This window comes from Pseudomonas sp. GQ91, assembly GCF_059758795.1.
Map to the genome: position 1 here is coordinate 128,340 of NZ_JCAXED010000014.1, position 22,136 is coordinate 150,475.

Annotated in this window: 19 protein-coding genes; 9 read left to right on the top strand and 10 right to left on the bottom strand. The window is 59.4% G+C overall.

Annotated features, from left to right (window positions below):
- Positions 1-6: 6 nt before the first annotated feature.
- Positions 7-990, bottom strand: coding sequence for a TauD/TfdA family dioxygenase (locus tag AC6CIA_RS20735; protein WP_498314699.1), 984 nt, complete (start codon positions 988-990; stop codon positions 7-9).
- Between the two features lie 448 nt (positions 991-1,438).
- On the opposite strand from AC6CIA_RS20735, the gene AC6CIA_RS20740 reads away from it, so the two are divergent.
- Positions 1,439-2,821 carry an aminotransferase-like domain-containing protein gene (locus AC6CIA_RS20740; protein ID WP_498314701.1) on the top strand — a complete coding sequence of 461 codons (1,383 nt, stop codon included), beginning with the start codon at positions 1,439-1,441 and terminating at the stop codon, positions 2,819-2,821.
- Positions 2,822-2,924: 103 nt separating this feature from the next.
- Here the strand turns inward: AC6CIA_RS20740 and AC6CIA_RS20745 are convergent, their stop codons facing one another.
- Complete coding sequence (locus AC6CIA_RS20745; RefSeq protein WP_498314703.1) at positions 2,925-3,692, bottom strand: ArsR/SmtB family transcription factor; 768 nt, start codon at positions 3,690-3,692, stop codon at positions 2,925-2,927.
- A 74-nt stretch (positions 3,693-3,766) separates the two neighbouring features.
- On the opposite strand from AC6CIA_RS20745, the gene AC6CIA_RS20750 reads away from it, so the two are divergent.
- The 6 genes from AC6CIA_RS20750 (at position 3,767) to AC6CIA_RS20775 (ending at position 10,908) form a co-directional block, all read left to right on the top strand.
- The gene (locus AC6CIA_RS20750) at positions 3,767-4,927 is read left to right on the top strand and encodes a cytochrome P450 (protein ID WP_498314705.1); all 1,161 of its coding nucleotides are present in this window, start codon (positions 3,767-3,769) and stop codon (positions 4,925-4,927) included.
- A 283-nt stretch (positions 4,928-5,210) separates the two neighbouring features.
- Positions 5,211-5,687 carry a PA2171 family ribosome-binding persister protein gene (locus tag AC6CIA_RS20755; RefSeq protein WP_498314707.1) on the top strand — a complete coding sequence of 159 codons (477 nt, stop codon included), beginning with the start codon at positions 5,211-5,213 and terminating at the stop codon, positions 5,685-5,687.
- Between the two features lie 223 nt (positions 5,688-5,910).
- Complete coding sequence (locus AC6CIA_RS20760; RefSeq protein WP_498314709.1) at positions 5,911-7,368, top strand: TrkH family potassium uptake protein; 1,458 nt, start codon at positions 5,911-5,913, stop codon at positions 7,366-7,368.
- Positions 7,369-7,467: 99 nt separating this feature from the next.
- A complete protein-coding gene (locus AC6CIA_RS20765) occupies positions 7,468-8,421 on the top strand; it encodes a TAXI family TRAP transporter solute-binding subunit (protein WP_498314710.1) in 954 nt (317 codons plus the stop codon).
- Between the two features lie 73 nt (positions 8,422-8,494).
- On the top strand, positions 8,495-10,522 hold the full coding sequence (locus tag AC6CIA_RS20770; RefSeq protein ID WP_498314712.1) for a TRAP transporter permease: 2,028 nt from the start codon (positions 8,495-8,497) through the stop codon (positions 10,520-10,522).
- Positions 10,519-10,908: a DUF1850 domain-containing protein gene (locus AC6CIA_RS20775; protein WP_498314714.1), complete on the top strand. Its 390-nt coding sequence runs from the start codon at positions 10,519-10,521 to the stop codon at positions 10,906-10,908. Before AC6CIA_RS20770 ends, AC6CIA_RS20775 begins: the two co-directional genes overlap by 4 nt.
- A 5-nt stretch (positions 10,909-10,913) precedes the next feature.
- Here the strand turns inward: AC6CIA_RS20775 and dctM are convergent, their stop codons facing one another.
- The 3 genes from dctM to dctP form a co-directional block, all read right to left on the bottom strand.
- Positions 10,914-12,197 carry a C4-dicarboxylate TRAP transporter large permease protein DctM gene (dctM, locus tag AC6CIA_RS20780; RefSeq protein ID WP_498314715.1) on the bottom strand — a complete coding sequence of 428 codons (1,284 nt, stop codon included), beginning with the start codon at positions 12,195-12,197 and terminating at the stop codon, positions 10,914-10,916.
- On the bottom strand, positions 12,194-12,826 hold the full coding sequence (locus AC6CIA_RS20785) for a TRAP transporter small permease (RefSeq protein ID WP_498314717.1): 633 nt from the start codon (positions 12,824-12,826) through the stop codon (positions 12,194-12,196). The genes dctM and AC6CIA_RS20785 overlap by 4 nt, the downstream gene beginning before the upstream one ends.
- 66 nt (positions 12,827-12,892) lie before the next feature.
- Positions 12,893-13,888, bottom strand: coding sequence for a C4-dicarboxylate TRAP substrate-binding protein DctP (gene dctP / locus AC6CIA_RS20790; protein WP_498314719.1), 996 nt, complete (start codon positions 13,886-13,888; stop codon positions 12,893-12,895).
- 427 nt (positions 13,889-14,315) lie between these two features.
- Between dctP and dapF the strand changes: the two genes are divergently transcribed.
- Complete coding sequence (dapF, locus tag AC6CIA_RS20795; protein ID WP_498314721.1) at positions 14,316-15,119, top strand: diaminopimelate epimerase; 804 nt, start codon at positions 14,316-14,318, stop codon at positions 15,117-15,119.
- Between the two features lie 14 nt (positions 15,120-15,133).
- Positions 15,134-15,664 carry a P-loop nucleotide/nucleoside kinase family protein gene (locus AC6CIA_RS20800; protein ID WP_498314723.1) on the top strand — a complete coding sequence of 177 codons (531 nt, stop codon included), beginning with the start codon at positions 15,134-15,136 and terminating at the stop codon, positions 15,662-15,664.
- A gap of 44 nt (positions 15,665-15,708) precedes the next feature.
- Here AC6CIA_RS20800 and xylB read toward each other — a convergent pair whose 3' ends face one another.
- From xylB to AC6CIA_RS20825, 5 genes are all read right to left on the bottom strand, one after another.
- Entirely contained in the window at positions 15,709-17,193 is a 1,485-nt protein-coding gene (gene xylB, locus AC6CIA_RS20805) for a xylulokinase (protein WP_498314725.1), read from the bottom strand.
- 22 nt (positions 17,194-17,215) lie between these two features.
- Positions 17,216-18,157, bottom strand: coding sequence for an ABC transporter substrate-binding protein (locus tag AC6CIA_RS20810; RefSeq protein WP_339531087.1), 942 nt, complete (start codon positions 18,155-18,157; stop codon positions 17,216-17,218).
- A 30-nt stretch (positions 18,158-18,187) separates the two neighbouring features.
- Positions 18,188-19,165 (bottom strand): ABC transporter permease subunit, encoded by a 978-nt coding sequence (locus tag AC6CIA_RS20815; protein WP_084379120.1) that lies wholly within the window; start codon positions 19,163-19,165, stop codon positions 18,188-18,190.
- Between the two features lie 25 nt (positions 19,166-19,190).
- Positions 19,191-20,735, bottom strand: coding sequence for a sugar ABC transporter ATP-binding protein (locus AC6CIA_RS20820; RefSeq protein WP_498314727.1), 1,545 nt, complete (start codon positions 20,733-20,735; stop codon positions 19,191-19,193).
- A 176-nt stretch (positions 20,736-20,911) separates the two neighbouring features.
- Positions 20,912-22,111, bottom strand: coding sequence for a benzoate/H(+) symporter BenE family transporter (locus AC6CIA_RS20825; RefSeq protein ID WP_498314729.1), 1,200 nt, complete (start codon positions 22,109-22,111; stop codon positions 20,912-20,914).
- Positions 22,112-22,136: the final 25 nt, after the last annotated feature.

The window sequence follows — 22,136 nt, forward strand, 5'->3', positions numbered from 1 at the left end:
AAGAATTCAGGAAAGGACTTCATACAGATGGTCCGCCCGCGCAAAGCGCACGCGGTTCAGGTCGTTGACCGCGAACAGGCGCAAAAGCCAGCGATCAGCCCCATCGTTCTGCGGCTCGAAACCATCCCGGGCATGCAGCACCCGCTGGTTCTTGAAGATCATGAAATCCCCCGGCAGCAACAGGTGCGGCTCATCGAAGCGGCGGGTTTCGAGCAACGTTCGCAAGGTGTTGAGCGCAAGATCGGCGGCGGCATTCATGCCGTAGGTGTTTTCACTGTCGAAACGACACAGCCACTCGTTGGCCTGGCCACGAACCAGCACAGCGAGGCCAGGCGTTGAACGGCGATTGCTGGCGAACGAGTCCGGCCGGCGCACCTCGAACTGCGGCAAGCTCAGTTCGCGCACGGTGGCGGCCGGCAAGTGATCGAGTACCTCGTCCAGATTGACCAGCGTCGTGTTGATGCGCGGGTCGCAACGCATGCCGAAGAACGACAGGTATTCCGGGCAACAGGAAAGTTCGCCGACCGCCTCGGAGGACAGCGGCAAGTCCGGGTTGTCCACATGGTAGGAAAAACGCAGGCGCGAACCGTGTGAGCTTTTCTGGCTGGAGGAGGTCCGTGACGGAATCACATGACGAAACAAGCGACCGTCATTCTCGCCTTCATAGACCACCGGATGGATACCCAGCAGGCTTTGCAGCGACAGGCTCACCAGACAGGCAATCGGCGTACTCTTCGGACTCAACACGCCGGAGTAAGGCGTCGGCGGAGTATCACGGTCTCGCGGGCAATTTCGAATCACCATCGAGGTGATCGCCGGATCTTCGATAAACCCCCGGATCTGCTGCACCAGCCCGGCCCCCAGCACATCCAGCGCCTGTTCCTTGAGCTGAAAATAAATATCCTTAGTCGCTTCAAACTCCAACGGCGTCTGGCCCAACACTGTTTGCCATGCGCTGGAAATGACCCACGGCAAGCGGATCTCCAACATTGCAACGACCTCAACGACCTGCGTGTGCTGTGCACTTTCCATTTCAGTTGAATTCCATAGCTCGAGGCGCGCCCTGCCCGACCCGGACGGCGGCACATCCTGTTCTTTTGGTGATTGAGTTCACACGAAACCCGTGTAATGCCAGAAAAATCCAACCAATACATCGATAAAATCAACAGAACAAATCGACTTAATAATTGTAATCAAAAAAATCGAATCAATTCAATTTATTTCTAATGCGATCATTAGGCCAGCATCAAACCCAATGATTTCACGGAAATTATCGGAAACGACGCTCAAAAAACGACCCTTCACCCATGCATTCACGACGATCAGCCAAAAATTGAATCGACTTAATTATGCGCATTACCCTTCAATTACAAAAATTAAGCTCATCTACGCTTTCATGTTAAGCTCGCGCGTTCGTGCAGACTTTGGTGCTTTACCTATGTGGGTTCCTCAATACAGCGGCCATGCGCAGCCGGTTTACCTAATGATCGCCGACGCTCTGGAGCAGGACATCGGCTCCGGGCGCTTGAGTGCTGATGATCGGCTGCCGACACTCAAGGAGTTGGCCGAAGCCTTGAAGATCACCCCGGGCACCGTGGGACGCGCCTATGACGAAGCGGCCAAGCGCGGATTGGTCGTGGGCGAGGTCGGACGCGGGACGTTTGTCCTCCCTGCCAAGCCCCAGGCGACGCCTCCCGCACTGGAGACCGGCACGAGCAACGAAAGCGCACAGATCGACTTGTCGATCATCAAGCCCAATGACGCCAACTTCGGGACCTGGCTGCGGGACTCGATTACCGAACTCGCGCACTCGACAGACTTGAGTCGTGTCCTGGACTACGCCACCGACGGCGGACATGCCGTCCATAAACAAGCGGGCGCTCGCTGGGTGCAACGCAGCCTGCCAGAAGCCCGATGGCAACAAATCGTGCTCACCAGCGGCGCGCAGCATGGTTTGCTGGTGGCGATCAGCAGTTTGTCCAAGACCCAGGATGTGATTCTCTGCGAAGAACATTGCTACCCCGGGATCATCTCCCTGGCGCACAGCCTGGACAGGCGCCTGATGGGCGTCCAGATCGATGAGTACGGGCTGGTCCCCGAGGCTTTTCGCGCCGCCTGCATCGAGCACCGGCCAGCCCTTCTGGTCTGCGTGACCACCCACCAGAACCCGACCAACTCGATCATGCCGCCAGAGCGCCGCGAAGCCATTGCGCAGATCGCTCGCGAATATGATGTGTTCATCGTCGACGATGATATTTATGGGTTCCTGGAGTCACAGACGGTGCACAGGCCGATTTCGGCCTATGCCCCCGAGCGCTCGGTTTATCTGACCAGTCTGTCGAAAAGCATCCTGCCGGCGCTGCGCATCGGTTATCTCTACGCCCCCCCTGAACTCCTCTCACGCTTGTCGTCCATGGTCCGCAGCAGCGTGTGGATGCCTTCGCCGATGATGGCCCAACTCGCCAGCAACCTGATCAACAGCGGCATGGGTGAGCAATTGGTCAAGGAGCAACAGCAGGAGGCTGCGGCGCGCCAGCAAATGGCCAGGGAAATTCTGGGCAATTATCAAATCAGCAGCCAACCCAACAGCTTTCACATCTGGCTGGTTTTGCCCGAGCCCTGGAGCTGCGATGAGTATGCCAACCTGGCACGCGCTCACGGAGTGACCGTGGTCAGCGGCAGCCAGTTCCTGTCTCAGCGAACCACCGCCACACGCGGCGTACGCATTGCCTTGATGTCTCCAAGCCGCGCCGAACTGAACTTTGCCCTGACCAAACTGGCCAGCCTGCTCGCCTCCCCCGAGCCGCGCCTGTTTTATTAGTGCCAGACCGGAGACACGCTTTTGCCTGGCACTTCTCTCCGAAAGCTTGCGTCAGCCAGCACGCCGGGTCGATGGAACGCCCGGTGCAGACCCGCCGTCGTGCTCAGCTCGGCAACCCGCGCTCGGTGGGTCGGCGCATATTTCGCCCGACTGCCGTAGCTGTCTCTTTGGATTCGATCAGGATTCCGAATCGGCAAGACAGCGCCTTCTTTCCCTTGGGTGTCAACGCCAGCGCTCGGCTGTCGAGGTCCTGCACCAGCCATTTGCGGCTTATCGTCATCTGTAGAAAGGCGGCGCCAAGTGCGCCAGCCAGATGCGGACGGCGCATGCTCCAGTCCAGGCATGAACACGCGAAACGACGGCGCTGGGCCCGCAGTGCTTCGATCTCCAGACCGAGCCCGGTCATGGCTTGTTCGCCGCTCACCGTCAGTTGATATTGCCCTTCATCCGCGACCGGCGCGGTCAGCCAGCCTGACTCGATGAAGTGGTCGTGCAACTGCACCGCCAATGTTCCTGCCATGTGGTCATAACAGGTGCGCGCGAACTGCAATCGATTGGGCGTCGTTGCAACAAACCCTGTGTCCGGGTTTGCGCTGATTACCATGAGGGCCTCAATAGCCTGGGCCACTTGCGCGGTTGCCAGACTGTAGTAGCGGTGCCGGCCTTGCGTGTGCAGCCTCAGCAACCCGTCCTCTTTGAGTCGTGCCAGATGCGCGCTCGCCGTAGACGCACTGACGTCGGCGATGACGGCCATTTCGGTACTGGTACGGGCGTGGCCGTCCATCAGCGAACAGAGCATTTTCGTTCTCGCAGGTTCGGCAATGGCGCCAGCGATCCGGGAAATGTCGATGTCGTTACGGTGGGCGTCCACATTTCGCTCCTCAGCGAATCGTCGGCATGACGAGTGTTTGATAGTAGCGGTTCTTTGTGAACAGGACGCTCGAAATGACGCCGTTTGAAGCCGCCACCCATGCCGATCCCTACGTTTATTACGCCAACCTCCGGCAACATGGAGATCTTTTTTTCGAGGCGGATCTTCGCCTGTGGATTGCAAGTGGCGCGCCCGCTGTCGAGGCCATTCTGGGGCATCCCGATTGCCGGGTACGCCCGCCACACGAGCCGGTCCCAAAGGCCATCGCACAAGGTGCCGCGGGTTTTATTTTCGCTCGTTTGATGCGCATGAACGAGGGGCCGCAACATCAGTGCCCACGCAGGGTTATTGAACCGGCCTTGGCTGCGCTCGACAGGCAAAGCATTGCCGATAGCGTAGCGCGCGTGATCCAGACACTCGATAAGCCGCTCGAGGATCTGGATGAGCTGATGTTCACGCTACCGCTTTCAGTCATTGCAAGCTTGATTGGTTTCCCATCCAGTCAGTTGCAAGCAATCGCCAAGCTGACACGGGATTTTGTCGCCTGCCTGTCGCCGTCAAGCAGCGCAGATCAACTCGGCAATGCCGACGTTGGAGCCGCTCGGCTAAGCCAGATGTTCACTGCGCTGCTGAATCACCCCATTCAGGGCAGTCCCTTCCTGAATCAGATCCACAACGCATGCGGCGCCGCTGCCTGGAACGATCGTGACGCGCTGAAGGCTAACCTGATCGGCCTGTTGTCACAGACCTGCGAAGCCACCGCTGGCCTGATCGGCAACAGCCTGATCGCGCTCCAGCGCAACGCGGACCTGCTGGAAGGCATGCCACCTACGCCGCGGCTCGTTGCAGAGTGGGTCGCTGAAGTCGCGCGCCACGCCTCGCCCGTACAAAACACCCGGCGCTTCGTTGCGAAGCGGTGCGCTATCGGCGACCGCGTGCTGGAGGCGGGCGATACCGTTCTAGTGTTGCTCGCTTCAGCCAACCGGGATCCCCGCGCAAATCCCGACCCCGACAGTTTTCTGCTCGAGCGTGCTCACCGACGAACCTTCAGCTTCGGCTCGGGACGGCATGCATGCCCAGGCCAGCAAATCGCAGTGAGTATCGCCTGCGAAGCGATTTCAGCGCTGCTGCATAGACAACCGGTCTCATCTGCCGGGCTGCTGCGATGGGGTTATCGGCCCTCCCTGAATGGCCGCATCCCGCAGTTCTACCGTGAGCAGGAAACACCGCAATGATCGCGGCCGAACGGCCCCGCTGCTGGCAGCGCTGGATGGCTTCGTTTCGATTAATGGACAGCAGGCACGTTCATTCGCGCTGATACTGCGATATGCATCACGATCAGCTCTTCTTCGGGCAACTTGCACGAAACCCTCGCGCAACCATAAAACCTAACCCATTGAAAATTTTGGTTTTTTTGTATCTTCGGCAGCTGGCACGGCTTATGCGATATCTACCTGGAGATTCATGCACGCCGACATAGATCGGCAAACACCTAACCGTGATAGCGAGGCAGCAAACATGAACGCCATTGATCTTCTGAAAGCCGACCACGAAAAAGTCAAAGCCATTCTGACTCAGTTGAGCGAGTCGACTGATCGCGCCCTGAAAAAACGCGTCGATCTGCTGGATAAGCTGGAGTTGGAAATCAGCATTCACACTCAGTTGGAAGAACAGATCCTTTACCCGGCTTTTAAAGAAGCAGGCGGCAAGGAGCAGGATGAGATGTATTACGAAGCCAAGGAAGAGCACCGGACCGTCGACGCCCTGGTCCTTCCGGACCTGAAAGTCACAGACCCGGGCAGCCCGGAATTTGCAGGTCGTGTAAAAGTAGTGAAGGAGCTGCTGGAGCACCACATCGAGGAAGAAGAAACCGAGATGTTCCCGCAAGCCAAGAAGCTCTTGGGCAAAGCCAAGCTCGATGAGTTGGGCGAACAGATGCAGACACTCAAAGCATCGCTCAAAAAGAGCATGACCTCTTCGAAACAAGCGGCGTAGCAGTTAAACGCCCGGCCCCAGTTGCCGAACGCAGCACCTTGAGCCCGGACCTGTCCGGGCTTTTTTTGGTCTGGCCTCCGCTCAATGCGTCACATGCGCCAACAACCTGGTAAATAACTGCCCTGCAGCGGCTGATCGCTCGTGGAAATTTTATGCAAAATTTACGAAGCTGTGGGCTCCAGCATCCGATACTGCTCGGCGCTAATTTGGCAGGCCACCTTTTATGTCCCTCGCAGCCATGCGGCTTATCGGCTTTATCCTCGGCATTTTTCTGATTACGCTGGCTGTCAGCATGGTCATTCCCATGATCACGCTCGCCCTCTACGAGCGAAGCGATGATCTATGGGCGTTTGTCTGGTCGGCCATGATTACGTTCGTCTGCGGCGTCCTGCTTAGCGTGTGGGGACGGCGACCGGAAGCGGCTCAATTGCGTCCCAGGGACATGTACCTGCTGACCACGGCCAGTTGGGTGGTGGTGTGTAGCTTCGCGGCCTTGCCCATGGTGTTCATCAGCCACATCAGTTACACCGATGCATTCTTTGAGACGATGTCCGGCATCACCACCACCGGATCAACGGTGCTGAGCGGCCTCGATAGCGCCTCGCCGGGATTGTTGATCTGGCGCTCGATGCTGCACTGGTTGGGGGGTATCGGCTTTATCGGCATGGCGGTCGCCATCCTTCCCCTGCTGCGGGTCGGGGGCATGCGTCTGTTCCAGACGGAGTCCTCCGACTGGTCGGAGAAAGTCACGCCGCGCTCCCATGTGGCCGCCAAGTACATTCTTTTTCTCTACCTGGGACTCACCGGCGCCAGCGCCGTTGCGCTGTGGATCGCGGGTATGACGCCGTTCGAAGCGATCAACCACGCCATGTCGCTGATCTCCACAGGCGGCTTTTCCACCTCGGATGCCTCGCTTGGGCATTGGACGCAACCGGCGATTCATTGGGTCGCGGTGGTTATCATGATCCTGGGCAGCCTGCCCTTCACCTTGTACGTCGCAACATTGCGCGGTCATCGACGCGCGCTGGCCAATGATCATCAGGTTCGCGGATTTATCGGGTTCTTGCTGGTCACCTGGCTGGCGGTGGGGACGTGGTTATGCGTTCACAGCGATTACGCCTGGTGGGATGCCGTTCGTATCGTGGCGGTCAACGTGACCTCTATCGTCACGACCACGGGCATTGCGGTGGGCGATTACACGTTATGGGGCAGCTTCGCGGTGTTGTTGTTCTTCTATCTGACCTTTGTCGGCGGATGTTCCGGCTCGACGGCGGGCGGTCTGAAAATTTTCCGTTTCCAGGTTGCCGCGGCCTTGCTGGTCAGCAGCTTGAAGCAGTTGATCCATCCTCGGGCGGTGATCCAGAAGAAATACAACAACCATCCGATTGACGAAGAGATCCTGCGCTCACTGCTGACCTTCTCGTTTTTCTTCAGCATCACCATTGCCGTGATTGCCTTGGGCCTGGCGCTGATCGGACTGGATTGGACGACTGCGCTAAGTGGCGCGGCCACTGCGGTGTGTAACGTTGGCCCGGGCCTGGGCACGATCATCGGACCCGCCGGCAACTTCTCCTCATTGCCTGATGCAGCGAAATGGCTACTGACCATTGGCATGCTGCTCGGACGCCTGGAGATCCTCACCGTGCTGGTCATTGTCACCCCCGTCTTCTGGAGGTATTAGGCGCTCCGCTTCAGGCCAACTCAGCCTCCCACTCCAGCATTGATTTCGACTACAGTAGGAAGACTCTGCATAAAGCCATAACAAGACGGAGCACCTTCCATGCGCGTAACAAAACGCTTCAGCCTCCTGGCCGCCACGGCTGCGTTGACAGTCTCGTGTGCAGCCAATGCCGCACCGACCTTCATAAACATCCTCACAGGGGGCACCAGCGGGGTTTATTACCCTATCGGGGTCGGGCTGTCACAGATCTACAGCGAGGGGATCGAGGGGTCGAAGACTTCCGTCCAGGCGACCAAAGCCTCGGTGGAGAATCTCAACCTTCTACAAGCCGGCCGTGGGGAACTTGCCTTTGCGCTGGGAGACTCTGTGGCTGATGCAAAAAACGGCGTGGAAGAAGCCGGATTCAAGGCGCCACTGACCAAGTTGCGCGCGATTGCGGGGGCCTATCCGAATTACATCCAAATTGTTGCGAATAAAGAGTCCGGGATCAAAACCCTGGCCGACCTGAAAGGCAAAACCATCTCCGTCGGCGCCCCGAAATCCGGGACCGAGTTGAACGCGCGAGCGATCTTCAAGGCCGCGGGACTGACCTACGATGACATGAGCAAGGTCCAGTACCTGCCCTTCGCCGAGTCGGTCGAACTGATCAAGAATCGTCAGCTGGACGCCACGCTGCAGTCCTCGGGACTGGGAATGGCGGCTATTCGTGACCTGGCTTCAACCATGTCATTGAACTACGTCTCCATCCCCGCGGAGGTGGTGACAAAAATTGGCAATGCCGCGTACCTGCCCGCCCAAATCCCCGCCAACACCTATGACGGACAGCCCGACCCCGTGCCGACGGTGGCGATCACCAATATTCTGGTGACTCACTCGGACGTCTCCGACGACGTGGCCTACAAGATGACCACGCTGATGTTCGATAACCTGGAGCGCCTCGGCAACTCTCATTCGGCCGCCAAGGACATCCACGTGCAAAACGCCGCGAAGAACCTGCCCATCCCTCTGCATCCCGGCGCCGAACGCTACTACAAGGAAGTTGGCGCGTTGTAACCCGACAACAGGCCACGGGGGCGCTCGCTGGAGCGGCGCGTCCCCTTCCTTGTAGTTTTGAGGCAGGTTCCCAATGAGCGAAGATCATCAAGGCATCGCGGCGAACCCGCGCGACTGGCCGAAAACGCTGTTCTACGTAGCGTTGCTGTTTTCCATTTTCCAGATAGTCACTGCCGCATTTGCGCCTATTTCCAGCCAGGTGCTACGCGCCGTGCATGTCGGCTTCCTGTTGTGGGTGGTCTTCCTGAGTTACCCGGCTTACGGCAAGGCCCGTCCCTGGCAACCGCTGGCCTGGCTATTGAGCCTCGCAGCGATTGCCACCGCCGCGTACCAATGGTTCTTCGAGGCGGATTTGATCCAGCGTTCGGGCGACCTGACGCCTGGAGACATGGTGATCGGGCTGATACTGATCGTATTGGTGTTCGAGGCGGCTCGCCGGGTGATGGGGATCGCGTTGCCGGTCATCTGTGGACTGTTTTTGGCATACGGTCTCTTGGGTGAATACCTGCCAGGCGAGCTGGCCCATCGCGGCTACGGACTCGATCAAATCGTCAACCAGCTGTCATTCGGCACCGAAGGCCTCTACGGCACACCGACCTATGTTTCGGCGACTTATATTTTCCTGTTCATTCTGTTCGGCGCCTTTCTTGAACAGGCGGGCATGATCAAGCTGTTCACTGACTTCGCCATGGGCCTGTTTGGCCACAAACTGGGTGGGCCGGCCAAGGTATCGGTGGTGTCATCGGCCTTGATGGGGACGATAACGGGTTCAGGCATCGCGAACGTCGTGACGACCGGCCAGTTCACGATTCCATTGATGAAACGCTTCGGCTACAAGGCCGCGTTTGCCGGTGGCGTGGAAGCGACTGCCAGCATGGGCAGCCAGATAATGCCGCCGGTCATGGGCGCGGTGGCGTTCATCATGGCGGAAACCATCAATGTACCGTTCGTGGAAATCGCCAAGGCAGCGCTGATCCCAGCCATCCTGTATTTCGGTTCGGTGTTCTGGATGGTTCACCTTGAAGCCAAACGCTCCAACCTTAAAGGACTGCCCAAAGACCAGTGCCCCAGCGCCTGGGGCGCGGTAAAGGAAAGCTGGTATTTGCTGATTCCGCTCCTAGTGCTGGTCTACCTGCTGTTTTCCGGGCGTACCCCGCTGTTTTCCGGCATGGTCGGGCTGGCATTGACAGCCATCGTCATTCTCGGCTCGGCCATTATTCTCAGGGTCTCCAGCTTTGCGTTGCGATGCGCGTTCTGGATCGCCCTGGGGATCCTCTGCGTCGGATTCTTCCAGTTGGGGATCGGCGTGATCTTTGCCGTCATCGCCACACTGGTGCTCATCTGCTGGTTCATCAAGGGCGGTCGGGAAACCCTGAATATTTGCCTGCACGCGCTGGTCGAGGGTGCGCGGCATGCCGTACCGGTGGGGATTGCCTGCGCGTTGGTGGGGGTCATCATCGGCGTGGTGTCATTGACTGGAATCGCATCGACCTTTGCCGGCTACATATTGGCCATCGGCAGAGACAACCTGCTGCTGTCGCTGATATTGACGATGCTTACCTGCCTGGTGCTGGGCATGGGGATCCCGACGATCCCCAACTACATCATCACCAGTTCGATTGCCGCGCCTGCCCTGCTGGAACTGGGTGTGCCGCTGATCGTGTCGCATATGTTCGTGTTCTATTTCGGAATTCTTGCAGACCTTACTCCACCGGTCGCGCTTGCATGCTTTGCCGCAGCCCCCATCGCCAAGGAGACGGGCTTCAAGATCAGCCTGTGGGCGGTACGTATTGCCCTGGCGGGTTTCGTCATTCCGTTTATGACGGTCTACAACCCTGCACTGATGATGCAAGGCGACAATTACTGGATGACCGCCTACATGGTGGTGAAGACCACATTGGCCATTGGTCTCTGGGGCATGGCGTGCACCGGCTATCTGCAACAGAAAATGCCGATCTGGGAACGTTTCCTGTGCTTTGCCGCAGGTGCTTTACTGGTCGTCGCGCTGCCGATAACGGACGAGATCGGTTTCATGCTGGGTATCCTGCTGATAGTTCAACATGTCTGGCGCTCGCGTCGTGCCGGGTTTGCCCAGGCATGATGGGTTTGTGCCTGGGGCTGGCGGGCGTGGTGTGGGCGCAACTCCCGGTCTCAAGCTTCACGCTGGGCTGGGATCACACGATAGAAAAAGTTCGCTGGGAAGAAGACTACGACATTTCGCAACAAGGACTGATGCTGACGCAAGCCAGGGTCAAGGGAAATGGCGCAGGCATGGAAATCCCCCCCGGGGCCAGGCTGGAAAACGGCAGTTGGCACTATCAGCGCCAGCTGCCGCCCTTGCAGCCGCTGAAACTTGGACGCTCCCCACAGGCGGGTGACTACCAGTTGTGCTTCGATCAACGCTGTCACGCGATGAGCGAGTGGCTGGGCCCTCCCGTCAGCAACCCATCCTCAGTCGAGTTGTGGAGTTGCCGGACGGGCGGGTGACAACATCAGCTCATGCCCAGCCAGTTAGGTAGCGCCAGGGAGATCCACGGTACGTAAGTGATCAGTATCAGGAATGCCAGCAGGATCAGCAGCCAGGGCATGGCCGCCCTGATGGTAGCCGTCAGTGACATTCCCGTGACGGCAGACGTCACGAACAGGTTCAACCCCACGGGAGGTGTGATCAAGCCGATCTCCAGGTTCACCACCATGATGATGCCCAGGTGAATCGGATCGATACCCAGTTGCGTGGCGATAGGGAAGAGAATCGGTGCCAGGATCAGGATGATCGCCGAAGGCTCCATAAACGCCCCGGCAATCAACAGCACGATGTTCACTACCAGCAGGAAGGTCACCGGCGTCAGCCCGGCATCGATCACCCATGCGGTGATTTGCTGTGGCAGTTGCTCGGTGGTCAGCACATGAGCGAACAACATGGCGTTGGCGATGATGAACATCAGCATGATGCTCAGCTTGGCCGACTCCAGCAGCACTTTCGGGGTTTCGCGAATGGTCAGGTCTTTGTAGACGAACAAGGCGATAAACGCCGAATACACGGCAGCCACCGCAGCGGCTTCGGTGGGGGTGAACATCCCCGAATAGATTCCGCCGAGGATGATGACCATCAACAGCAAGCCCCAGAGCGCTTTGCGCGCCGTGGACAGCCATTCGCGGAACGTCGCCCGAGGCAGCGCCGGCAGGTTCTTCTTCACCGCGACGATGTAGATCGCCACCATCAGCGATAACCCCAGCAGCAGCCCGGGAATCACCCCGGCCATGAACAACTTGCCCACCGAGGTTTCCGTCGCCGCCGCATACACCACCATCACGATCGATGGCGGAATGAGGATCCCCAAGGTGCCGGCGTTACACACGATGCCCGCGCCAAACGCCTGTGGATAACCCGACCGCACCATCCCGGCAATCGCGATGGAACCGACCGCCGCCACGGTTGCCGGGCTTGAACCCGACAGCGCGGCAAACAGCATGCAGGCCAGCACCGCCGCAATCGCCAGGCCGCCCCGGATATGTCCGACGCAAGCATTGGCAAAATCGATCAGCCGCCGCGCCACGCCCCCGGTGGTCATGAACGCACCGGCCAGCAGGAAAAACGGAATCGCCAGCAAGGTGTAGTGTTCAGATGTCTCGAACAGCTTGATCGCCAGGGAGCGCACCGAGTCGGGGCTGAAGAAAATGATGGTCAGCGAACCAGCCAGCCCCAACGAAATAGCGATAGGCACGCCGATAAACATCAGCACGAACAGTGCCACGAACAGGAAGGCAATAGTCATGGCTTGTCTTCCTCGTGTTCGGTCAGTTTGATCGCTTCCGCCGCTTCATCGGCCAGGCCCAGGCCTGTCTGACGATTCATCAGGATGCGTACGAGAATTTCCGCGAAACGGATAAACACCAACGTAAAGCCCACCGGCACGATCAGGCCGATGTGCCATTGCATGATGCCGAAGTGGCCGAGGTCTTCCGCGCCGATCTGCGCGATCATCAGGGTATTGATCCATTCATAACTGGCGACAGCGAGCATCCCGGCGTAGGCCAGGCAGCACAGGCAAGCAATGATGCCGATAAAGCGCTGTACCGGTTTGCTCGCGAGTTTCACCAATGCATCGACGCCGATGTGCCCGGCCGTGCGCACGCCATACGACAAGCCGAAAAAGATCAGCCAGCCAAACAGGGCCTTGGTCAGCGAGCTGCTCCAGGTCATCGCCTGGGCCATGCCCATGATGCCGTCGCCAATGGCGAACGCCGGCTCGCTGGCGGCGGGCCAGTTGTCGCCGAGGCTGTAGAAAACGGTGTAGAGGTTGTTGAGCACCACGTAGACGAATGTAACCAGCGTCATGGCGGCCAGAAGGAAAGCAATGAAGCCTTCCTCGAAGTGTTCCCAGATGCGCCGAAGGGCGTTCATGGATGACATCTCCTGCAGGGGGGACGACAGGCCGGCGCTGCCAGGGCGGCAGCACCGGCCAACCCATTACTGAGCCTTGTTGGAGGCTTCGGCGGCTTTGATCAGGTCAGCACCGATGTCACCTTCAAACTTCTTCCATACCGGCTTCATCTTGTCGCGCCATTCGCCGCGCTGTTCAGGCGTGAGGGTGATGATCTCGGTGGTCTTGGCGTCGAGGATGCGTTGTTTGTCTTTCTGGTTCAGCTGCGCCGCCTCGTTGTTAACGTGCTGGGTGACTTCAACCAGGATCTTGTCCAGCTCGGTACGGATGTCGGGTGGCAGGCCGTTCCAGAACTTGGTGTTGGTGATCAGCATGTAGTCGAGTACACCGTGGTTGGATTCGGTGATGTACTTCTGCACTTCGTGCATTTTCTGACTGTAGATGTTCGAGTACGGGTTTTCCGCACCGTTGACCACACCGGTCTGCAGGCCTTGATACACCTCGGCGAAACTCATCTTGCGCGGGTTGGCGTTTACCGCCTTGAACTGCTCTTCCAGCACCGCGGACGCCTGCACCCGGAACTTCAGGCCACGCGCATCCTTGGGTTCACGCAGTGGCTTGTTCGCCGACAGCTGTTTCATGCCGTTGTGCCAATAGGCCAGGCCGGTGATGTTCTTGCTTTCCATGGATTTGAGCAGCTTCTGGCCCTCAGGGCTCAACTGGAAGCGGTCCACGGCGGAGATGTCATCGAACAGGAATGGCAGGTCGAACAACTGCACGGACTTGGTGTAGTGCTCGAACTTGGCCAGCGACGGGGCAATCATCTGTACGTCCCCCAGCAACAGTGCCTCCATCTCCTTGCCATCGCCAAACAACGAGGAGTTGGGGTAGACATCGACCTTGACCTTGCCAGGCAGGCGTTCTTCCACCAGCTTCTTGAACAGCAACGCACCCTGGCCCTTGGGCGTTTGCTCTGCAACCACGTGGGAGAATTTTATGGTGATCGGGTCCGCGGCCATGGCTGTGCTCATGGCGCCAAGCGCCAGGGCGCAGGCCACTGCTTTCCACATAGGTTTGAACATGGGGGGAGACTCCTGTTGTTTTATTTTTTTTGTGCAATTTAATGCTGTGAAAGCATATGCACGAGGGACTAAGCAAGTCTAGGCAGAAAACGGTTATTTGGTCCGTGACAAGCGGATTTAGTTATAAAACTTGCAGATGACTGGCTTTCACGCGGCAATGTTTTCTTACAATATTAATAAGCAAGGCTGTGAGACTAATACTGATCGGTTAAGCTTTTTTGTAAGGGCGAGGGGCGCCCAGCCCTTGCTGGTGGTGAACTCAAAGGCACCGCGCTTATCCAGAATGCACGCGTTATCGTTGACGTTTTTCGCGAGCAAACTTGCTCCTACAAGGGTTGGGGTAAGCTCGCCGCGACGATGCAGTGCAATTGCTCAACGTTGCCGGTAAATCACTTTCTGTGCCCATGCCTTCGCCAGGAACCGCACCATGTCACTGAGTTTTCATAAGATGCATGCCAATGGCGACGACTTCGTCATCGTCGACCTGCGACATTCATCGACGCCCATTACCAGCGCCCTGGTCCGGCGCATGGGTGACCGGAACCTGGGTATCGGCTTCAATCAACTGGCGGTAATGCTCAAGTGTGATGACGCAGCGGCCCAGGTGCTGTTCTGGAATGCCGATGGCTCGCCACTGGAGGTATGTGGCAGCGCCACGCGGGGTGTCGCGGCCAGGCTGATGGGCGAATCGAACAAGGCCTCGGTGGTGTTGCGGACCGAGCGTGGCCTACACACCTGCGAACGCACTGCTACCGGCGCGATTACCGTCAGCATGGGCGAACCGCGTTGCGGATGGTCGGATATTCCCCTGGCCCGGGCCTTGGATACGACGGTTTTGCCGTTGGAGGGCATGCCTGCCGCGTGCGGCATGGGAAACCCGCACTGCACCTATTTTGTCGATGATCTGGCGGCCCTGGATATCGCGAGCATTGGGCCGGTGATCGAAACCCACCCGTTGTTTCCTCTCAAGACGAATGTGCATTTCGTCCAGATCATCAACCGCAGGCAGATTCGGTTACGCATATGGGAACGTGGCGGCGGCATACCGCAAGGCTCAGGCTCCTGCGCCTGTGGCGCCGTGGTCAACGGCATCCGTCGAGGCCTGTTGGATGAGCGCGTCGAGGTCGCGTGCGATGGCGGAAACGTCACGGTTCAGTGGACCGGCGCCGGCCAGGTGTTGCTCACCGGTCCGGTTGAAGCTACGTTCTCGGGAACGTTCACCCACAGCTGATGGTAGAAGACACAATGCTAATTGTCTTCAGCGGCCTTCCAGGCACTGGAAAAACCACGATTGCGCAGGGCCTCGCGGCTGAAATGCGCGCCGTGTATCTGCGGATCGACACGATAGAACAAGCCATCCGCAACGCCGAGGTCCTGGCGCAGGACGTAGGTCGCAGCGGTTATCGGGTCGCCAACGAGTTGGCCCTGAGTAACCTGCGCATCGGCAACCAAGTGGTGGTCGACGGCGTTAACCCGGTGGCCGAAAGCCGACAGGCCTGGCGCGATATTGCCGCGCGTGGTACGAGCCCTTTGTTGAATATTCAAGTGATCTGCTCCGATCAACAGGAGCATCGCCGACGGGTAGAAACCCGGCAGAGCGATATTGCAGGACTGACGCCCCCCACCTGGCAATCGGTATTGGCGCATGATTATGAAGCGTGGAATGACGCGCCGCTGACGATAGACACGGCCTTGATGTCCGCGACGCAAGCGGTGGCACTGATTGCCCGGCGATGTGCATTGCTTCACCGCACTCAGTCACATCCCACGTGTTAAACATTTTCTCCTCATATCACTCATCATTCAGGCAACCTGGGACATCACCCATGCAGCGCCCGGGCTGCCGGCAACAACCCCCGGAACAAGGCATGACGCGCCCGCAATGCGGCACGCTGCCTGGCATCCGGTACATACCGCGCCTTGATCGGCATGCCACTCTGTAACAATGCGCTCCCCCGCCCGCTCGCAACAAACCCCAGCTTCGCCGCACCGATACACGCGCTCAATTCACTGCCATGCAAGGTGTAGATGTCCCGCTCCAGAATATTCGCCAGTAACTGGGCCCAATACGCGCTGCGAGCGCCGCCGCCCACCAAGGCGCAGGCCTGTACCGAGGCGCCGGCCGATTGCACTGCATGCAGGGCATCGAGCAGGCCGAAACCGACACCTTCCATCACCGCATAACCGAGCATCGCCGGGGTGCAGTCGTGGCCCAGGTTCATGAAGCCACCGCGTAACAGCGGATCATTGTGCGGCGTGCGCTCACCGGCCAGGTAAGGCAGGAACAGCGGGAGAGAGAGCGCAATAGTTTGCTCGAGCGGGACTGCTGCCTCCACGTGTTCCAGCAGTGTCTGCTCATCGGCGATTCCGCTCAGGCGTGTGACCCAGCGCAGGCAACTGGCGCCCGCGAGCATGGCGCCCATGGTGTACCAGCGCTCGGGCAATGCGTGGCAAAAGCTGTGCACCGCACTGGCGGGATTGCTCGCGGCATGATCAGTGATCGCGACGATGGCCGCGCTGGTGCCCAAGGTGATAAATCCGTCACCCGCATTGATCGCACCAATACCGACCGCCGCCACCGGGTTGTCCCCACCGCCTCCGGCAATGACCAGGCCTGCGGGCAAACCCAGGCGGATCGCCGCACGGCTGTCGAGGACGCTGCCGGGCGCCCCGCCCTCCACCAGTCCGGGCATGTGCGAGAGGCTCAGCCCGGTTGCCCGCAGCATGGGCTCGAACCAGGTTCGCCTGGCAACGTCCAGCCACAAGGTCCCGGCGGCATCCGAGACGTCGCTGAGGCGTTCGCCGCTCAGGCGCAGGCGCAGATAATCCTTGGGTGACAGCACGCAATCGATGGCGCTGAAAACCTGCGGCTCATGGTGTTGCAGCCACAGCAACTTGGGGGCGGTCAGCCCGGCCATCGGCACGCTGCCGGTGATCTCGGCAAAGTCCGGGTAGTCGCGCGCCAATGCTTCGGCGCAGGCTACGGCCCGCGAGTCATCCCAGAGCATGGCCGGGTACAGCACGCGATCATCATCCCCCAGCAGCACCGCCCCATGCATCTGCCCGGAAAGGCCAATACACCCTATCCGGGCAAAGGCTTCTGGCTGCTCGAGACGCAATTGATCGAGCACCTGCAGACACGCTTGCCACCAGTCCTCGGGATGCTGCTCGGACCAGCCGCTGTGCCGCCTCGAGACGCTCAGGCGCGCACCGGCATGGGCCACGACCTGGCCGCTCTCCTCGAGCAGAATGGCCTTGAGTTCCGAAGTGCCAAGGTCGATGCCCAGAGAGATGGGACGGCTCATGCCGATACGCTCCAATCCGGCATCAACGCTTACTCGACCAGCCGTTGTAAGCCGCGACGTTATCGCGCGTGATCAATTTTGGCGCGAGCAGGGTCACGGCTTCGGCCGGTGGCTTGTCATTGAGCAAGTCGTTGCCAATGTCGACCGCCTTCTGCGCCATGGCCCACGGGTCCTGGCTGGAAGAAGCCTGGATCAGCGACTCGGACTTGAGCGAATTCTCGATGTCCGGCGCGCCGTCCACTGAGGTAATGACGATGCCGCCGCGCTTCAACTGCCGGGCAGCCAGATCGCTGCCAATGGCCTGTGGATCGTTGATGGCGAACAGTCCATCGATCTGCGGGAAGCGTGTCAGGTAACCCTGCATCACATTCAAGCCGCCTTCACGGGAACCTTTGCCGTCCTGATCGTCGGACAGTACTTTGATCTGCGGCGCACCGGCCAGGGCGGCCTTGCAACCCTTGACCCGATCAGTGACCGCCGTGACTTGCGGGCCGTTCTGGATGATCACGTTACCTTTGCCCGCCAGTTTGTCGACGATGAACTGACAGGCCAACTTGCCGGCCTCAACGTTATCGGTCTGCACCGTGGCGTTCACGCCCTTGGCGTCGACGTCCACCGCCACTACCACGATCCCGGCATTCCGGGCTTTCTTGATCGCCGACGCCATGGCCGACGGGTCGACGGCGTTCAGCAATATCAGGTCGACCTTGGACGAGATAAAGTTATCGATCTGCGAGAACTGCTTGCTCAGGTCGTAATCAGCCGAGACCGACGTCACCTTGACGTCCGGGTTCAACGCCTTGGCCCGCGCCGTGGCACCGTCGGCGAGCGTGACGAAATAGGGATTGCCCAGCGACCCCATGCTGATCCCCAGGGCTTTGAGTTCACGTGCCTGCACGGCTTGGGACATCAGCACAGCCAGGCTCAGGGAAGCGACAACAGGGAAGATACGTTTGAAGTTCATGACGACTCTCTTGTGATTGTTGTTGAGAAATCAGGTCCGCGTGCCGGATTGGCGATAACGATCCAGCGCCACGGCGCCAATGATCACGATGCCCTTGATGATGTACTGCCAGATATCCGAGACCCCAAGCAGCACCAGGCCATTGGTCAGCACCGCGATGATCAGTGCACCAATCAAGGTACCGGCGATGGTGCCGACACCGCCGACAAAACTGGTGCCGCCGAGGATCACGGCGGCAATCGCATCCAACTCGTAGGACTGTCCCAGTTGCAAACCGTTGGCGGCGAACAGGCGCGACGCACTCATCACCGCGCCCAGGCCGGCCAGTGCACCGGACATGGCGTAGACGAAGAGCAGCACCTTCCACACCTTGATGCCAGAAAGGCGCGCCGCTTCCGGGTTGCCGCCCACCGAGTAGATCTGCACGCCCATCACCGTGCGCCGCAGGATGAACCACGACAGGATGATCACCGCCACCGCGATCACGACCAGCCACGGCACACCGAGAATCGAGTCATTGCCGATAAAGGCGAACGGCAAGTCCGGGTTGAATACGGTTTTGTCGTCGGCCAACAACCGCGCCAAACCACGCATGGCCGTCAGCGCACCAAGGGTGACGATAAACGGGGGCAGCCGCAGGAAGGCGATCAATCCGCCGTTGACCAGGCCCAGCAACAGGCCGAAGCCGACCCCGGCGACAATCCCCAGCATGCCGTATTGCGGTGACATCGAGGTTTGCAGCGCTACCACGGCAGACGCGGCAAGAATCGCCCCCACCGACAAATCGATACCGGCCGTCAGGATCACAAAGGTCATGCCCGCCGCCAGGACCACATTCACCGACGCCTGCTGGCTGATGATCGACAGATTCTGCAGCGTGAGAAAGTTTTCGCTGGCCAGGGCAAAGCCCACCAGTAACAGCACCAATACCGGCAGCATGCCGACGGTGCGCATCAGTTCGCGAATACGCTCGCGCTTGGCCACAGTTGCAAGGGTGTCTACGGTCATCGCATTGCTCTCCAAAGTCTTGGGGTCAGCCATGAGCGGCCACCTGCTCGCCACCGGTGGCGAGGTCGATAATGGCTTCCTGGGAAATCTCATGGCCGCAGGCTCCGCCCAACTGCGCCACCAACTGGCCTTCGCGCATGATCAGCACCCGGTCGCAGGTGCCGATGATTTCCGGCAGTTCGCTGGAAATCACCACGATGCCCACGCCCGCCTGCGCCAATTGATTGATGATTCGATAGATTTCCGATTTGGAACCGATGTCCACGCCCCGGGTGGGCTCATCGAGGATCAGCACGTGCGGCTTGATCTCCAACAGACGCGCCAGCAAGACTTTCTGCTGGTTGCCACCGGACAGCGCGCCGACATTGACCTTGCCCGAGGCCACACGGATCGACAGCGATTCGATAGCCCCCGTGGCGCGCCGCGCGCCCTGGCGCCGGTCAAGCACCCCGCCGGCGCGAGCGTCCGGGACGCAGGCGCAGATGTTGATGTTGTCGGCCACACTCATGTCGAGGAACAGCCCTTGGGCCTTGCGGTCCTCGGTGAGGTAAACCACGCCGGCACGGATCGCATCGGTCGGGTTGCGCAACGGCGTCACGGGTTTGCCCGCCACCTCCAGGGTGCCGCCAGTACGTGGGTCGGCGGCAAAAATCAGCCGCGCCAATTCAGTACGGCCAGCGCCCACCAGCCCGGCGATGCCCAGCACTTCACCGGCATGCAGCTCGAAACTGCACGGCTTCACGCGCTTGCCGTCGGCCATGTCGCGCACCCGCATCACCACCGCCCCCGGGTCGTAGGCCGCGTGCTCCTTCTTGTAGAACCCGGACAGGTCGCGCCCTACCATCATCTTCACCAGCACCTCGGCAGACAGCACGTCCCGGGCCAATTCGCCGACGTATTCACCATCGCGCAACACCGAAACACGGTCTGACAGTTCATAGATCTCGGCCATGCGATGACTGATGTAGATAATCGCCAGCCCCTGGCCGCGCAGCTGTTTGATCAAGGCGAACAGGCGGTCGGTCTCGCGCGACGACAGCGGCGTAGTGGGCTCGTCCATCACCAGGATTTTTGCCTCGGCATGCAACGCGCGGGCGATTTCCACCAATTGGCGCTCGGCAATCGACAATGCGCCCACGCGAGTGGATGGCGTGAACTCAGCGCCCAAGCGCGCCAGCACCTCGAGGCAACCGCCCTCCATGCCCTTGCGGTCGATGGTCCACCCACGACGTAATTCACGCCCCAGATAAATATTCTCGGCCACGCTGAGGTTCGGGCACAGGCTCAGTTCTTGATAGATCACGGCGATGCCGAGGTCTTTTGCGGTACCGGGATGATAGTGGGCGACGGGCTGGCCGTTGATGCGGATTTCGCCGCCATCATCTGCCTGATAGGCGCCGGAAAGGATTTTCATCAGCGTCGATTTGCCGGCGCCGTTTTCCCCCATCAAGGCGTGAATTTCACCTGGATAGACTTTCAAGCCGACACTTTTCAATACGCGCAAGCCGTTGAAGGTCTTGGAAATATCGCGCATTTCGAGCAGGGGAACTGCAGTGGGTTCAAGGTACATGGCGACCCCGGTATTTATTATTTTTGTCCGTTGGCTCTTGCGACACCGCGGTGTCGGCTGGCCTGATTACGCTCGACTGTAATCAGATCTATTTGCTAACGCAAGCGTGGGAGAAACGTTTCAGCGTAGTGGGTTCGACGACGAACACGGCATATTCAGGGCCAACCCGTACGCCACTACACCACCCTCGCATCGGCCTTACGCCCACCATGAATCAACCCATGCACCAACAACCCCACCACTAACCCCCAAAACGCACCGCCTACTCCTAGCAAGGTGACATTGGCGGCGGTCGCCAGAAAGGTAATCAACGCCGTTTCCCGCGTATGCGTGTCGGCCATCGCACTGGCCAGGCTCGAGCCGATTGCACCGAGCAAGGCCAGGCCCGCCAACGTAGTGATAAAGGCACGTGGTAGAACCATGAACAACGTTGCGAGCGTGACCCCAAAGACGCCGACAGTGATGTATAGCGCACCGCACACCAGCCCGGCGATATAGCGTTTGGACGGATCTTCGTGGGCGTCGCGGCCCGTGCAGATCGCCGCCGTGATCGCTGCGATGTTGAACGCATGCGCACCGAACGGCGCCATGATGAGCGATCCCAGACCGGTGACGGTGATGATCGGGTTGGCACTGGTGCTGAAGCCATCATTGCGCAGCACCAGCATGCCTGGGATGTATTGCCCCGTCAGGGTGATCACAAACAGCGGTAACGCGACGCCGAGCAATGCGGCGACGGAAAAGTGTGGTATTTGCAGAACCGGCGCCGCCAGTTGCAGCTCGACGCCGCTCAAATCGACTCGCTGCTGACTGATGAGCAATGCCAAGCCAATCAACAGAATCCCGACCATCGCATAGCGCGAAGTGAAGCGCCGCAATACCGCGTAAGACACCACCAGGATGATCACTAACACTGGATCGGCGCTGGCACCGCCAAACGCCGCCACACCAAACTGCAACAGAATGCCTGCCAGCAAACCTGCGGCAATTCCGCCCGGGATCAACCGCACCAACCGTTCAAAAGCGCCGCACAGACCCAGCACCACAAAGCCTGCGGCGCACATGATATAAGCACCGAGCACTTCAGCATAAGGCGTAAAGGGCATGACCGTTGCCAAAAAGGCCACGCCCGGTGTCGACCAGGCCGTGATGATCGGCGCCCGATAGCGGTAACTCAGCCACGCCCCGGTCACACCCACCCCGATGCTCACCGACCAGACCCATGAAGCGGTTTGCGCCGCACTGAGTTGCGCCAATTGTGCGGCCTGGAACACCAGGATGAAGGTCCCGGCGTAGTTGACGATTACCGAAATGAACGCGCTGATGCCGGGGGAGATGAAGTCGGTGAGGCGCAGTTTTGTAGCTGATTGGCTCATGGAGGCGTCCTTGACTGAGAGGATT